The organism is Bradyrhizobium daqingense (genome assembly GCF_021044685.1).
GTDB classification, from domain to species: Bacteria; Pseudomonadota; Alphaproteobacteria; order Rhizobiales; family Xanthobacteraceae; genus Bradyrhizobium; species Bradyrhizobium daqingense.
Map to the genome: position 1 here is coordinate 1,832,105 of NZ_CP088014.1, position 13,834 is coordinate 1,845,938.

14 protein-coding genes, 1 tRNA gene and 2 pseudogenes are annotated in these 13,834 nt (G+C 64.7%); 15 read left to right on the forward strand and 2 right to left on the reverse strand.

All coding sequences use genetic code 11. The features are described 5' to 3' along the window. Positions 1–9: 9 nt before the first annotated feature. The 15 genes and pseudogenes from LPJ38_RS08635 to LPJ38_RS08705 all read left to right on the forward strand — a co-directional run bounded on the left by LPJ38_RS08635 (position 10) and on the right by LPJ38_RS08705 (position 12,918). A complete protein-coding gene (locus LPJ38_RS08635) occupies positions 10–459 on the forward strand; it encodes a DUF2948 family protein (protein WP_145640313.1) in 450 nt (149 codons plus the stop codon). A gap of 125 nt (positions 460–584) precedes the next feature. Beyond that, entirely contained in the window at positions 585–1,880 is a 1,296-nt protein-coding gene (gene hisD, locus LPJ38_RS08640; protein WP_145640311.1) for a histidinol dehydrogenase, read from the forward strand. Further along, positions 1,877–2,374 (forward strand): UPF0262 family protein, encoded by a 498-nt coding sequence (locus LPJ38_RS08645; RefSeq protein ID WP_008543010.1) that lies wholly within the window; start codon positions 1,877–1,879, stop codon positions 2,372–2,374. The genes hisD and LPJ38_RS08645 overlap by 4 nt, the downstream gene beginning before the upstream one ends. 6 nt (positions 2,375–2,380) lie before the next feature. Continuing rightward, positions 2,381–2,848, forward strand: a complete 468-nt coding sequence (locus LPJ38_RS08650) for an arsenate-mycothiol transferase ArsC (RefSeq protein ID WP_060734707.1) — start codon at positions 2,381–2,383, stop codon at positions 2,846–2,848. A 155-nt stretch (positions 2,849–3,003) separates the two neighbouring features. Continuing rightward, positions 3,004–3,636 carry a Maf-like protein gene (locus tag LPJ38_RS08655; protein WP_145640309.1) on the forward strand — a complete coding sequence of 211 codons (633 nt, stop codon included), beginning with the start codon at positions 3,004–3,006 and terminating at the stop codon, positions 3,634–3,636. A gap of 144 nt (positions 3,637–3,780) precedes the next feature. Beyond that, positions 3,781–3,963, forward strand: a complete 183-nt coding sequence (yacG, locus tag LPJ38_RS08660) for a DNA gyrase inhibitor YacG (protein WP_145640307.1) — start codon at positions 3,781–3,783, stop codon at positions 3,961–3,963. A gap of 186 nt (positions 3,964–4,149) precedes the next feature. Then, positions 4,150–4,225 (forward strand) — tRNA-Phe (locus tag LPJ38_RS08665). A 242-nt stretch (positions 4,226–4,467) separates the two neighbouring features. Next, the gene (locus LPJ38_RS08670; protein ID WP_145640305.1) at positions 4,468–5,100 is read left to right on the forward strand and encodes a DUF1326 domain-containing protein; all 633 of its coding nucleotides are present in this window, start codon (positions 4,468–4,470) and stop codon (positions 5,098–5,100) included. Between the two features lie 59 nt (positions 5,101–5,159). Then, positions 5,160–5,939, forward strand: coding sequence for a DUF2182 domain-containing protein (locus LPJ38_RS08675; RefSeq protein WP_231088594.1), 780 nt, complete (start codon positions 5,160–5,162; stop codon positions 5,937–5,939). 285 nt (positions 5,940–6,224) lie between these two features. Beyond that, entirely contained in the window at positions 6,225–8,852 is a 2,628-nt protein-coding gene (locus tag LPJ38_RS08680; protein ID WP_145640303.1) for a bifunctional diguanylate cyclase/phosphodiesterase, read from the forward strand. Positions 8,853–9,104: 252 nt separating this feature from the next. Then, a complete protein-coding gene (locus LPJ38_RS08685) occupies positions 9,105–9,353 on the forward strand; it encodes a hypothetical protein (protein ID WP_145640301.1) in 249 nt (82 codons plus the stop codon). Between the two features lie 146 nt (positions 9,354–9,499). Further along, positions 9,500–10,039: a hypothetical protein gene (locus tag LPJ38_RS08690; protein ID WP_167520692.1), complete on the forward strand. Its 540-nt coding sequence runs from the start codon at positions 9,500–9,502 to the stop codon at positions 10,037–10,039. A 205-nt stretch (positions 10,040–10,244) separates the two neighbouring features. Beyond that, entirely contained in the window at positions 10,245–10,907 is a 663-nt protein-coding gene (locus LPJ38_RS08695) for an FABP family protein (RefSeq protein WP_145640299.1), read from the forward strand. Between the two features lie 15 nt (positions 10,908–10,922). Then, a pseudogene (locus LPJ38_RS08700) lies at positions 10,923–11,632 on the forward strand (RibD family protein). A gap of 8 nt (positions 11,633–11,640) precedes the next feature. Beyond that, complete coding sequence (locus LPJ38_RS08705) at positions 11,641–12,918, forward strand: flavin monoamine oxidase family protein (protein WP_145640297.1); 1,278 nt, start codon at positions 11,641–11,643, stop codon at positions 12,916–12,918. 50 nt (positions 12,919–12,968) lie between these two features. On the opposite strand, the gene LPJ38_RS08710 is transcribed toward LPJ38_RS08705, so the two are convergent. Beyond that, a complete protein-coding gene (locus LPJ38_RS08710) occupies positions 12,969–13,283 on the reverse strand; it encodes a hypothetical protein (RefSeq protein WP_167520701.1) in 315 nt (104 codons plus the stop codon). Positions 13,284–13,474: 191 nt separating this feature from the next. Next, positions 13,475–13,821: pseudogene (locus tag LPJ38_RS08715) on the reverse strand (DUF3088 domain-containing protein). Positions 13,822–13,834: the final 13 nt, after the last annotated feature.

Below are 13,834 nucleotides of genomic sequence, written 5' to 3' on the forward strand. Positions count from 1 at the left end.
GCGCCGGCGATGTCTCCCCAGCTCAAACTGATTGCACTGGACGCCGACGATCTCGCGGTCATCTCGACCCATGTGCAGGACGCCCGTGTCCAGGCCTCCGACATCATCTGGCGGCAGAACGAGAAGCGGCTCGTCGTCGGCATGAGCCGGCTGGACTGGGAGCAGACGCTGGAAGGCGAGACCGAGCCGCGCCGCCTGGTTGCCGCGCTCCGCTTCGACCGCGTGCTCGCCTGCAAGTCGCGCAATATCGACCTCGCCGCGCCAGACAAGCTTCTGGACCTCGTCGGCATCGAATTTCACCCCCGGGACGGCCGCAACGAGGAGCCTGGCGGCAGTGCCCTGCTCTTGTTTGCCCAGGGCGGCGCCATCCGCCTCGACGTCGAATGCCTGGAATGCGAGCTGACCGACCTCGGGGCGGACGCGCTGGGAACGGGCGTGGGGATCGAGGGGGAGGGGTGAGGTGGACCCCAGCGCCGGGGCGACAGCAGTGGAAGGGTTGACGGCGGGTGGCCGTCGCGCCATTGAGCAGGGGGGCGGGTCAGCCAGCCCGCTCTCCAAAAGCCCAGCCAAAAGACCATCATAAAATGCCCGTTCGTCTCGACCGCAGCAGCGCCGATTTTGACCAGCGATTCTCGGCCTTCCTCGCCGCCAAGCGCGAGGTCTCGGCCGATGTGGAGGCCGCCGCGCGCGCGATCGTTGACGACGTTGCCAAGCGCGGCGATGCGGCCCTGCTCGAGGCCACGCAGAAATTCGACCGGCTGACGCTGGATGCGGCGTCCCTGCGCGTCACCGCCGCCGAGATCGATGCTGCGACGAAGGCCTGCGATGCCGCGACGCTGGGCGCGCTCCAGCTCGCGCGCGACCGCATCGAGACCTATCACCGGCGTCAGCTTCCGGCGGACGAGCGCTTCACTGACCCGCTCGGCGTCGAGCTCGGCTGGCGCTATACCGCGATCGAATCCGCCGGCCTGTATGTGCCCGGCGGCACCGCGGCCTATCCGTCCTCGGTGCTGATGAACGCCGTGCCCGCCAAGGTCGCCGGCGTCGCGCGCCTGGTCATGGTGGTGCCTTCGCCTGACGGCAAGCTCAACCCGCTGGTGCTGGCGGCCGCCCATCTCGGCGGCGTCACCGAGATCTATCGCGTCGGTGGTGCGCAGGCCGTGGCCGCGCTCGCGCACGGCACCGCGACCATCGCGCCGGTCGCCAAGATCGTCGGCCCCGGCAATGCCTATGTCGCCGCCGCCAAGCGGCTGGTATTCGGCAAGGTCGGCATCGACATGATCGCCGGCCCCTCCGAGGTGCTCGTCATCGCCGACGACACCGGCAATGCCGACTGGATCGCGGCAGACTTGCTGGCGCAGGCCGAGCATGACGCGAGCGCGCAGTCGATCCTGATCACCGATTCCGCACGGCTTGCCGCCGACGTCGAGAAGGCGGTCGCGGCGCAGCTCAAGACGCTGCCGCGCGCCGCGATCGCCGGCGCCTCGTGGAACGATTTCGGCGCCATCATCATGGTGAGAAATCTGACCGATGCCATCCCGCTCGCGGACGCCATCGCCGCCGAGCATCTCGAGATCATGACTGTCGATCCCGACGCGCTCGCTACAAAGATCCGCAACGCCGGTGCGGTGTTCCTCGGCGCTCATACGCCGGAGGCCATCGGCGACTATGTCGGCGGCTCCAACCACGTGCTGCCGACCGCGCGCTCGGCGCGATTCTCCTCAGGCCTATCGGTACACGACTTCATGAAGCGCACCTCGATCCTGAAATGCGGCCCGGACCAGCTGCGTGCGCTCGGCCCTGCCGCGATGACGCTCGGACAAGCGGAGGGGCTGGATGCCCATTCGCGCTCGATTGGATTGCGCCTCAATCTGTCATGACAAAGCCGCCCGAACAGGACGACTCGACCAATCGCATCGTCGGCGTCACGCTCGACGAGGACTCGATCGGCCGTTCCGGCCCGGACATCGAGCATGAGCGCGCGATTGCGATCTACGACCTGATCGAGCAGAACCTGTTCGCGCCCGACGGCGCGGAGGGGCAGGGCCCGTTCACGCTGCATATCGGCATCACGGGCAACCGCCTGATGTTCGACATCCGCCGCGAGGACGGCACGCCCGTCGTCGCGCATCTGTTGTCGCTGACGCCGTTCCGGCGGATCGTGAAGGACTATTTCATGATCTGCGACAGCTATTATCAGGCGATCCGCACCGCGACGCCGGACAAGATCGAGGCCATCGACATGGGTCGCCGCGGCATCCATGACGAGGGATCGCGCACGCTGCAGGAGCGTCTGAAGGGCAAGGTGCGGGTCGATTTCGAGACCTCGCGCCGGCTGTTCACGCTCATCACCGTCCTGCACTGGAAAGGCTAGTCGCGGATGGCTGCGCCCCCACGCGCAAGCAATCCGCAGTCCGTGCTGTTCGCCTGCGCGATGAACAGCGTGCGATCGCCGATGGCCGAGAGCCTGTTGCAGCACATGTTTCCGCAAGGGCTCTACGTCAAATCGGCCGGGACCAGAAAGGGCGAGCTCGATCCGTTTGCGGTGTCCGTGATGGCCGAGCTCGGCCAGGACATCTCCGCCCACAAGCCGCAGACCTTCGAGGAGCTGGAGGACTGGGAGGGGTTGAACTTCGACCTCATCATCACGCTGTCGCCTGAGGCGCACCACAAGGCCCTGGAGCTGACGCGGACCCTCGCGGCCGATGTCGAATATTGGCCGACCATGGATCCCACCACCATCGAAGGCAGCCGCGACCAGAAGCTCGCCGCCTATCGCGAGGTCTGCGATCAGCTGTTGATGCGCATCCGCCGGCGATTCGCGAAGGTGGGCGCGGCGAGCGGGTAGCAAGCGGCGTTCGTAACACCCGCGTCACAGACTAAGGGCACACGCGTGATGGCAAGCTCGAATCACCAAACCTTTAGGTTCCCGGGTTGTGAAATCAGCCCCCTTCCGATAGGTTCCGCGCGCAATTCACCCCGCTTCATCCCCCAAATCACCTGATGCTCGGCCGCCCCAAATTCGTACTTGCCTCCGGTTCGCCGCGTCGGCTGTCGCTGCTCAACCAGGCCGGCATCGAGCCGGACGCGCTCCGGCCGGCCGATGTCGACGAGACGCCGAGGCGGGGCGAGCTGCCGCGCGCCTGCGCCAACCGGCTCGCCCGGGCCAAGGCCGATGCGGCGCTCAAATCGGTGCAGCTGGATGACGAGCTGCGCGGCGCCTTCATCCTCTCCGCCGACACCGTTGTCGCGGTCGGCCGCCGCATCCTGCCCAAGGCGAACCTCGTCGACGAAGCGGCGCAGTGCCTGCGGCTGCTGTCGGGCCGCAACCACCGCGTCTACACCGCGATCTGCCTCGTCACGCCGCGCGAGGCCTTCCGCCAGCGCCTGGTCGAGACTCGCGTCCGCTTCAAGCGCCTCTCGGAGGACGACATCCAGGCCTATATCGGCTCCGGCGAATGGCGCGGCAAAGCCGGCGGTTACGCGGTGCAGGGCATCGCCGGCTCTTTCGTGGTGAAGATGGTGGGCTCCTACACCAACGTCGTCGGGCTGCCGCTCTACGAGACCGCCACGCTGCTCGGCGGCGAGGGCTTTCCGATCCGCTTCGGCTGGCTCAATGCCACCACCGCGGTGTGAGCCGGCAAGCCTGCGGCGCAAATCGCGAAAACAACCCCATTGCACCGTAGAATGGCGCTACCGCATGCCGGCGCGCTGGAGCGGGTGGAACCCGTTTGCCGGCACGCGCTTGAATCGCCCTACTCAATGTAAGCTGCAGCGACCATGAACGATCATGTCAAACCGCCCGCCGCCCCGCTCAAAACCTGCCCGATCTGCGGCAAGCCGCAGTCAGAGGCTACCCGTCCCTTTTGCTCGCCGCGCTGCCGCGACGTCGACCTGAACCGCTGGCTGAAAGGCTCCTACGTCATCCCCGGCCGCGACGATGAAGTGGACGACGTGGAATAGATGAATAATATCAATATTTTGTCTTAGCGAGCGCCTCTCCGCCCGCCAGCCGCGAAAACCCCGCCCGACCTTGTGCACAGCCGGGCCGCGCCCGGCGAAGCCTCTTGGCGAAGCCGGGTGGACAGGCCGCCCCGAGCCCACTATAAACCGCCCGCTCGATGGGCTTTGGCCCCTCTCTTCGAGCACGCCCAGGTAGCTCAGTTGGTAGAGCATGCGACTGAAAATCGCAGTGTCGGTGGTTCGATTCCGCCCCTGGGCACCATGCCCGTGACGTCGGACGTCCGTGAGATGTGGCTGCTCCTGAGGCACGACCCTCGTTCGCTATACGTGACCCGCGGCGGCTGATATGATCCTTGGACGGTAAACGGCAGCTCGCCACCATACTTTTCCTGCGATGCCGGCCTTCTGATCGAACCTCGATCCCGCTCGCGCCCTTTTGCCTCGATAGAACGCTGAACAAATCGTCAAGGCTGCCGCGTCCCCGCTCACATTGGGAGATGTGCCATGGCTGCGTCTGACTGGCGTCTCGAAGGCGAATGGTTGAAGAACTGCACCTGCGCGTTTGGCTGCCCCTGCGATTTCAATGCACGGCCGACCCAAGGCTATTGCAAGGGAATGGTCGCCATGCGGATCGCCAAGGGACATTTCGAAGGGACCAGGCTCGATGGTCTCTGCTTTGCGATCACGGTCGATTTCCCAGGGCCGCTGCATGAGGGCAATGGGACAATCCAGCCCATCATCGACGAACGCGCCACGGCGGAGCAGCGTCAGGCGTTGTTCGATATCTTTTCCGGCAAGCATTCGGCCGAAGGCACGCTTTTCCAGATCGTCAGCATGATCGTTACCAAGATCCACGATCCGGTGTTCGCACCGTTCGAGTTTTCCTTCGACAAAGCCGGACGCGTCGCAAAACTCGTTGCCAAGGGCGTGCTCGAGACTGAAGTCGAGCCGATCAAGAATCCGGTCACCGGTGATCCGCACCGCATTCAGGTGGTCATGCCGGAGGGATTCGAACATCGGGCGGCCGAGGTCGCATCCGCCAACATCCGCTCGACCGGCGCTATCCTGTTCGAGGCCCGGGGTACGCATAGCTCGCTCGCCAATGTCGTGCAGACGCCCGAGGGGGTTGCCGCATGATACGGCGCTGACACCGACACAAAACCTCGGTGTCAGCTCCTTATCGCTTGGACAAGTCGATGCACGGGCGCTCGATACTGGAACACCTGCTACACCGCGATCGGCTGATCGTCGCGATCGGGACCGTAACAGTGGTGGCGCTCGCCTGGGCCTATCTTGCCGCGGGCGCCGGCATGGACACCGAGATGATGGCCGACATGCCGGACATGGCGCCGATGCCGTGGACGCCGTTCTATGGCGTGCTGCTGTTCGTGATGTGGTGGGTGATGATGGTCGCGATGATGGCGCCGAGCGCGGCGCCCACCGTTCTCTTGTATGCGACCGCCAAGCGCAAGCAGGAGACGGCCTCCCGCGCCGCAATCGATAGCTGGATCTTTCTCGCCGGCTATCTCGTGACGTGGGCGGGGTTCAGTCTCGCTGCGGTCCTGGTGCAAGGAGCGTTTGAACACTTCGGATTGCTGTCGATGGCGATGGCAAGCACCAGCGCGCTTCTGGGCGGCTGCGTTCTGATTGCAGCAGGGCTTTATCAGTTCACGCCTTTCAAGCAGGCGTGCCTGCGCTACTGCGAGAGCCCGCTGTTGTTTCTCAGCCGACATTGGCGGCCCGGCACGCGCGGCGCATTGCGAATGGGACTTCGCCACGGCAGCTACTGCGTCGGCTGCTGCTGGTTTCTGATGCTATTGCTGTTCGTCGGTGGCGTGATGAACCTGGCCTGGATCATCGGCATCGCGCTCTATGTCGCCGGCGAGAAGCTGCTGCCGTTCGGCCGAAGATTGAGCTATGCGGCAGGGGGCATCCTCATCCTGTCCGGCGCGATTGTTCTTGCGCGCGCGGGATGAGGCCGCGCAACGGCCACGCGGGAAAAACAGTGCCTGCCCAATATGCAAATACCGCCCGGTTGCTCAATAGCGGGCTAACCTCCGTGATCATACGGGCGTCGCAAGCCCAAGAATTGAGCTTGATTCCAACCAAAACTTAAGGATGTCTTGACTAGCTTCGGGCCAGGGAGAGGCCCGCGTCCCGTTTCCGGCCGTGGCCGTCCCTGTGCAATCGAGACGGAGAGAGGCGGTGCTGTTTCCGGCAATGCGCATTGTACTTCCTCTGCGGTCGACGCGGGAGCGGGCATGATGGTGCTCGGGAGAGCAATCCGCAGGGCGGCGCAGACGATCTTGCGCAATGCCCCGCTGCAGGTCGCATTATTCTTCCTACCGCTGGTCTGGATCGGCTACTTCGCGATCACCTCATCAGAGCGGGCGGACGCAGTCGAGCAGGCGCGCTCGCACGGCGACAGCGTCGCCGAACTGTTCGAGGAAAACACCGAACGCATCTTCGAGCGCGTCGATCAGTCATTGCTGGTGGTACGAGCGCTCTACGCCCAGGATCCGCTCACCTTCAGCTTGAAGTCATGGTCGGACAAGGCCCGCATTGCGACCGGCGACGTGGTTCAGTTCGCGCTGATCGGATCGGACGGATACATGATCGAGACGACCGCGGGCTATTCCGGCCCGCCGCTTTATCTTGGCGACCGGGAGCACTTCATCAGTGTCACGGCGCAAGCGGACGATCGCCTCTACGTCGCCAAGCCGGTGCTGGGAAGGGCCTCGAACAAATGGACGATCCAGCTCGCAAGAAAGTTGTTCGACCTCGCGCGGAATCCGGCCGGGGTGGTCGTCGGCTCGATCAGCGTCGACGTGGTCGGCAAGTTCTACGACACGGCAAAGCTCGGCGTGGGAGGAACGCTGGTGCTCAGAAATGCCAACTACGTCGTGCTCGCCGCCCGGGGCGTGGACCAGGGCTCTGTGCTCGGACAACGCGCACCCAGCCGCGTTGAGCGCGAGCTCGGTGACGGCTTCTATGTGCAATATTGGAACGAGAACCGACCGAACCGCAGCGACCGGCTGATCACGGCGCGCAGGTCGCGCGCCTTTCCGCTCATCTTCACCGTCGGCATTTCGGAGCAGGAGATTTATTCTCGCTCCGCCTTTAGGCAGAAGGTCTATCTCGGCGGCGCGCTGCTGCTTACGTTCATTATCCTCGCCGCGACGACGTTCCATTGGCGACGGCAGCAAGCGCTGGATCGCGCTCACCGCGAACGGCGCGATCTTGCCAGCAAGTTCGAGGATGCGCTCAGGAATCTCCCCCAGGGCTTGAGCATGTTCGATGGCCGTGACCGCCTGATCGCATTCAACCGGCAATGGCTCGAACTCTATGGCCTCCTGCCGGAAGACATTCGGATCGGCATGCATTTCCGGGATGTATTCGCAAAACAGACCGCCGTGCTCGACGTCGAGGCCTATCTCGTCGATTTGAAGAACCGGCTCGCCGGGTCGGAGCAGATCTCGAACACCGTGCAGTTTCCCGATGGACGGGTCGTCTACATCTCCTACGGCCGGCGCGAGGGCGGCGGCTGGGTCGCTACTCATGAGGACATCACCGAGCGCAAGGCGTCGGCGGACCGCATCGAGCGGCTGGCGCATTACGACAGCCTGACCGGCCTTGCCAACCGCAACCTGTTCAAGGAGCGCATCGACGAGGCGCTGGCCCGCTTGCGCCGGCCGGAGCCTGCGTTCGCGGTACTCCTGCTCGACCTTGACAAGTTCAAGTCCGTCAATGATGCGCTCGGCCATCAATGCGGCGACGCGTTGCTGAAGCAGGTGGCCGACCGAATCAAGGCGCAGATTCGTGATGCCGACACGGCGGCGCGAATTGGCGGCGACGAGTTTGCCGTGATCGTGGCCGCGACGCGCGACGGCGCTGCAAGCCTAGCCGAGCGGCTGATCCAGGCCATTGCTGAGCCCTATGACATCGATGGCCATCCCGTCGTGATCGGCTGTAGCATTGGCCTTGCGCTCGTGCCCGAGCACGGTACCAGGGTCGATGAGATCCTTCGCAACGCCGATCTTGCGCTCTACAGGTCGAAGAATGCCGGCCGCAGCTGCTTCCACCTCTATTCAGCGGAGCTCAAGGCGGAAGCGGATCAGCGCAACGTGCTCGAGATCGAGCTGCGCGAAGCGATCTGGCGCGATGAGATGGAGGTGTTTTATCAGCCCGTGATCGAGCTCGGCACCGGCCGGGTAAAGTCGGTCGAAGCCCTGGCGCGCTGGCATCACCGCACCAGGGGCTACATTCCTCCGGCTGAGTTCATTGCGGTTGCGGAGGCGGGGGGCTTGATCGTCGAACTCGGCAATCAGGTGCTTGCCCGGGCCTGCCGCGATGCGATGAGCATGCCGGCCGACGTTAAGGTCGCTGTCAATCTCTCTGCCCTGCAATTTGCCAGCACCAATCTGGTCGACACCGTAGCGTTTGCGTTGGCGCAGAGCGGCCTTCCGCAAACCCGGCTCGAGCTCGAGATCACCGAGAGCGTATTCCTCGCCGACACCGAGGAGAACCTCAAGACGCTCCAGCGCCTCAAGGCGCTCGGCGTCTCAATTGCCCTCGACGATTTCGGTGTCGGATACTCGTCTTTGTCCTATTTGACGGCCTTTCCTTTCGACAAGGTCAAGATCGACAAATCGTTCATCGACAGGATCGATCGCTGCGAGACCGTCGCCGTGCTGAAGTCCATCGTGCAGCTCGCGAAGACCTTGAAGCTCTCGATCGTCGCCGAGGGGATCGAGGCCTCCGAGCAGGTTAAGCGGCTCCAGTCACTCGGCATCCCGCTCGGCCAGGGATTTCACTTCAGCAAGCCCGTGCCGCTCGCTGGCCTGTCGTGGCAAGCCCCCCCGGCGCGACGGAAACGGCGGGCGGCGTGAGCTGAATACCCTCCGGCGTTGTCATCATCGTCGCTGCCTAAGAGTAGGAAAGCCGAGCAGGTGAAGCCAACTTGGAAGCACGCAAGACGTGATGGTCCCCTGGCACGTTCAGCTTCCGCTGAGCGCCGAAGGGCCGCACCGTGCGGAGCGGATTCCGCCCCCAATCGCCCCGCCCTGTCTGGCACTCTGCTTGCTCAATCGTGACCAAAGCCGGGCTCAGTGGAGAGGCCCGTTTCAGATTGAGGCAAAGCGATGCAGGAAGTGTCCCGTTCTGGTGCTGTTGGCGAACTCAAACTCGATGCGTTGATCGCGGATCTGTGGTGGCGCGTCCGGCTCATCAACACCGACATTCTCGAGGAAGAAGCCCGAGCCGGGGTGTTCGACGCGAGTCAGCCGACATACCCGCTGCTCGCGCTGAACCTTCGCGCGCGACGCGACAATCTGGTGTCGACGATCGGCGTGCTCGAGCAGCGCGCGAGATCGATGTCGGAAGCGGCTTGAGAGCAGTCCTTGGTCGCGCCGGCATCGTCAGCCACGTCGCCGGTGATGCCGGATTGATCTGTCGCGGGACCAGAGTTGTCGGCTGGTTGTAGGAGATCCAACTTCAACTTTCATGCGAATGCGATATCCTCGTCATGGAGGGCGGAATGGACCGTCCTCTTGTTGGGAAGGACATCGTCATGACGTTTCCGTTACGCCTGATTGCGCGTCCCGCTCTCGCCGTCTCATCGATCACGCTGCTCGTGTGCTCCCTCGGTGGCACGGCAATGTCGCAACCGACGCCGGCAGGTGCCAACATCGAGCTTCCTGGCGTCACGGTCGAAGCGCCGAAGCACATCGCGAGGCCTCACAGGCCACTGCGTTCTGCGGTCGGCCGCAGTACCAAGTCTGCCGCAATCTCACCGACGCAGGCAACGGTCGCACCGCACTCCGAGGCCGCGAAGCTTGCCAAGCTCGCCGCCACCACGAACAATTGCGTCGGCGGCTGCCAGTCGAGCTTCAAGTCGGGCGACAAGCCATGGGTCGGCTGTAACGTATCGGGCGGCGTATACTCGGCAACATGCCGCAACGTCGGCAATTACAAGAGCTATGACGAGTGCAAGGAGGCGGGTCGGCTCACCGGCTGGCGGTCGGGCGAGACATCGGCGTATTGCAGCAGCGTGGCGATCGTGGCGGGCTGGCGTTGAAGTGGACGCGCGGAGCGCGGCTGAAAGCTAACGGATCGCGACGGAGCCGAACCAGGCTGGCTCGGCTCATCTTCGCCAGCTCCGCGACTCCGGCGCCCGTCTGCACGTAGCGCCTAAGCCCATTCGCAATTGTGAGACTCGCGCGTGAGCCGCAGACGCGCCTCCATGCTATGGCTGCTCTCGTAAGTCTTGCGCGAGGACATCCATGCTTCCCCTTCCTGCCGACATCTTCACCGAGCCCGAGCACGTCTCGCCCGACGGCCTTGCCAATCTCGGCCCGCTTCGCCCGCTGGCTGGCAGCTGGCAGGCGAACAAGGGTATCGACGTCAATCCGAAGGCGGCGGGACCGGAGCGGCGCACCTTCATCGAGCGTATCCGCATGGACCCGATCGATCCGCAGGCCAACGGGCCGCAGCTGTTCTACGGGCTGCGCTATCACATCCACATCAACACGCCCGAGGAGGACATCACCTTCCACGACCAGGTCGGCTATTGGCTGTGGGAGCCGGCGACCGGGCTGATCATGCAGACGCTGGCGATCCCGCGCGGGCAGGTGCTGCTCGCCTCGGGCAAGGCCGGACCGGACGACAGGAAGATCTCCGTCAGCGCGAAGCGCGGCGACACCGCTTACGGGATCTGCTCGACCGATTTCCTGGAGCAGGCCTTCCGCACCGATTCCTATCGCTGCGACATCAGCTTCAACGAGGACGGCAGCTGGACCTATCTGATCCAGACCGAGTTGTTCGTGCGCGGCGCGCCGTTCAATCACCGCGACACCAACACGCTCGAGCTGGTCGCGCCGCCAAAGCTCAATCCGCTGGCGGTGATCCTGAACGATCGCGCCAAGGCGGGTGGGTCGGCGGCTTGAGATTCGGAGAAGCACATGAAGCCTTACGTCGTTTGTCTCATGCATTCGAGCCTGGACGGCCGCACCCATCCGAGCCGCTGGCGGCCGAAGGGTGCGGGCACGGACTGGTTCGAGAAGATCCATGACGAACTCGGCGGCGATGCCTGGGTGATCGGCCGCGTCACTGGCTCGGAATTTGCCAAGGGCAAGCCGTACCCGACCGAAGCGCGCGAAAAATTCCGCGCGAAAACTGGTTGGTCCGACGCGATGCGAAAACCTATGGCGTCGTTCTCGATGCGCAGGGCAAGATCGGCTGGGGCCGCTCCGACATCGGCGGCGATCCGATCGTCGTGGTGCTCACCGAAAGCGTGCCGGATTCGCATCTCGCGGGGCTCCGCGGCGAAGGCGTGTCCTACATTTTCGCCGGCAAGTCCGAGATCGATCTGGCGCTCACGCTGGACATCCTCGGCCGCGAATTCGGCGTGAAGCGCCTGCTGGTGGAGGGCGGCGGCGTTGCCAATGGCGCGTTCCTGCGCGCCGGCCTCATCGATGAATTCAATCTGATCCTCAGCCCCGCCATCGACGGCGCGAAGGGTGCACCCTTCGTGTTCGACTCGACGGAAGCGGACAGCGACAAGCGTGCACCACTCGCGGCGATGACGCTGGAGAGCACGCGTCAGCTCGGCGGCGGTGTCCTCTTGCTGCGCTATCTGATCCAGAACGATCCGCAAGCCGGGGCCAGTTGAGCGCCGGCATGTCGCAACAATCGGAGCACATCGTCATCGTCGGCGCCGGCGCCGGCGCCGCCGGGCTGACGGCGGCGCGGGAGCTGGCGCGCGCGGGCCGGCGCGTGACCATCCTGGAAGCGCGCGAGCGCTGCGGCGGGCGCATCCATCCGCTGTCGGCCTCGCAGTTCGGCTACCCCGCCGATGGCGGCGCCGAGTTCGTCCATGGCGAGGCGCCGGTCACGCGGGCCTTGCTGCGCGAAGCCGGGTTGTCCCTCCGGGAGATCGCAGGCACGCAATGGAGCTTCGACGGCATGGGCCTTTCACGCGAAGACCGCCACGATCTGCATGGGGCGGAGCTGCAAGCCATGCTCAGGGTCTTGAAGGACGATCTCCCTGTGGCCGATTTCCTGCGCCGTCATTTTGCCGGAGCGGACTATGCACCGCTGCGCCAATCGATCGAGCGCATGGTCGAGGGCTATGACGCGGCAGACCCCGAGCGCGCCTCGACGTTGGCGCTGCGCGAGGAGTGGATGGATGGCGGTCACGCGCCGCAGGCCCGCATCGAGGGCGGCTATGGCGCGCTGATCGACGTTCTGGCGGCCGAATGCCGCTGCCTCGGCGTTGCGATCCGGCTCGGTTGCACGGTGTCGGCGATCGAGGAGGAGGGCGGTGCCGTGGCGATTCGCTGCGCCGGCGACGACGGGCTGGCCGGCGATCGCGCGATCCTCACCGTGCCCCTGCCTCTGTTGCGCGAGATCGCGCTGCCGCCGAGCGCGCGTGCGAGGGCCGCGGCCGCCGACGACATCGGCTTCGGCAACGTCATCAAGATCCTGCTCCGCTTCACGCGACCATGGTGGCGCGACCAAGGCGAATATCTCGCCGACATGACCTTCCTGCTCTCGGAGGAGACGATTCCAGTGTGGTGGACGCGATATCCGGACCAGCATCCGCTGCTCACCGGATGGTTCGGCGGCCCGCGGACGGCGGAGCTGTCGCGTCTTGATCCGCAAGGACTGATCGCGGCCGGGCTCGATTCGCTCGCCGCCATCTTCAAGCTACCGCGCGAGGTCATTGCACATGACCTCATGGCGTCGGCGGCGATCAATTGGACGCACGATCCCTTCGCCCGCGGCGCCTATTCCTGGGCAACACCACGTACGCGGCAGGCGCAGGCGGTTCTTGCGCGCGCCGACGGGATGATTCTGTTTTCCGGAGAAGCGCTCTATCGCGGCCGTGACATGGGCACGGTTGAAGCGGCGCTGGCGAGCGGCCTCGCGACGGCGGAAATGATGCTGAGGCGATGAGAAAAAGGCCCGCATCTCTGCGGGCCTCCTGTCTCTCGGCTGCGTCTGGCTTACCAGCGTCCGCCGCCGAAGCTGAACGTCACGCCGGGACCACCGCCGTAGTAACCGTACGGACCGCCGCCGTAATAACCGTGGTGCCGCGGGTAATACCCATAGCTCCGATAATAGGGCCGGTAGTGGCTGTGATGGTGCCGCCAATGATGGCGGTGACCATGCCAATGATGATGCCTGCGGTGTGCGCTGATGTCGGTCGTCTGGCTTTCCTGCGCGGTCTGCTTCGCGCTGGAACCACCGGCCGCGTTCGCCGCTGATCCGCCGGCGAGCGCCGCAGCACCGACGGCAAACGCGACAAAGAGATATTTCATGTCATCACTCCAGTTGAATGTCGTGTGACAACAGATGAGCATCCGGCGCGTTCCGGCCAGTGCGGGCGTCGAAACGACGCAGAGTGCGACGTTCATGTGAATGAACGGAGTCTCGCGGAGGTTTATTGCCGCATCCTGGCGTGTTGTCGCCATCACTTCGTCGCGAATGAGGCAACCATCTCGGGCATCCCTCACGGATGCGGATCGGGAAAGCCGTGGCGCTCGGAGAGCGCGGCGAGAATCGCATCCTTGTCGGCGATGAAGGCGCGGCCCTGATGGCTGCCGGTCTGGTACTGCGACGTCGCGCCATCCGCCAGCACGAGCAGCGGCAGTAATTGGTTCTGTTCGCCGACCAGTGCGATCACGGCTTGCCGCGGCCGCGCCCAGGCGATGCGTTCGACGTCGAGCTTGCTGCGAGCGACGGAAACGAGGCGAGCACGCCCTCCATCAGCGCGCAATGCCAGCAATAGAACCGTTGGCCCGGATAGGCGGGATCCTCGAAATCGGGGCGCAGCAGAAACAGGCGATCGCGCATCATGGTTGGTCCCGTG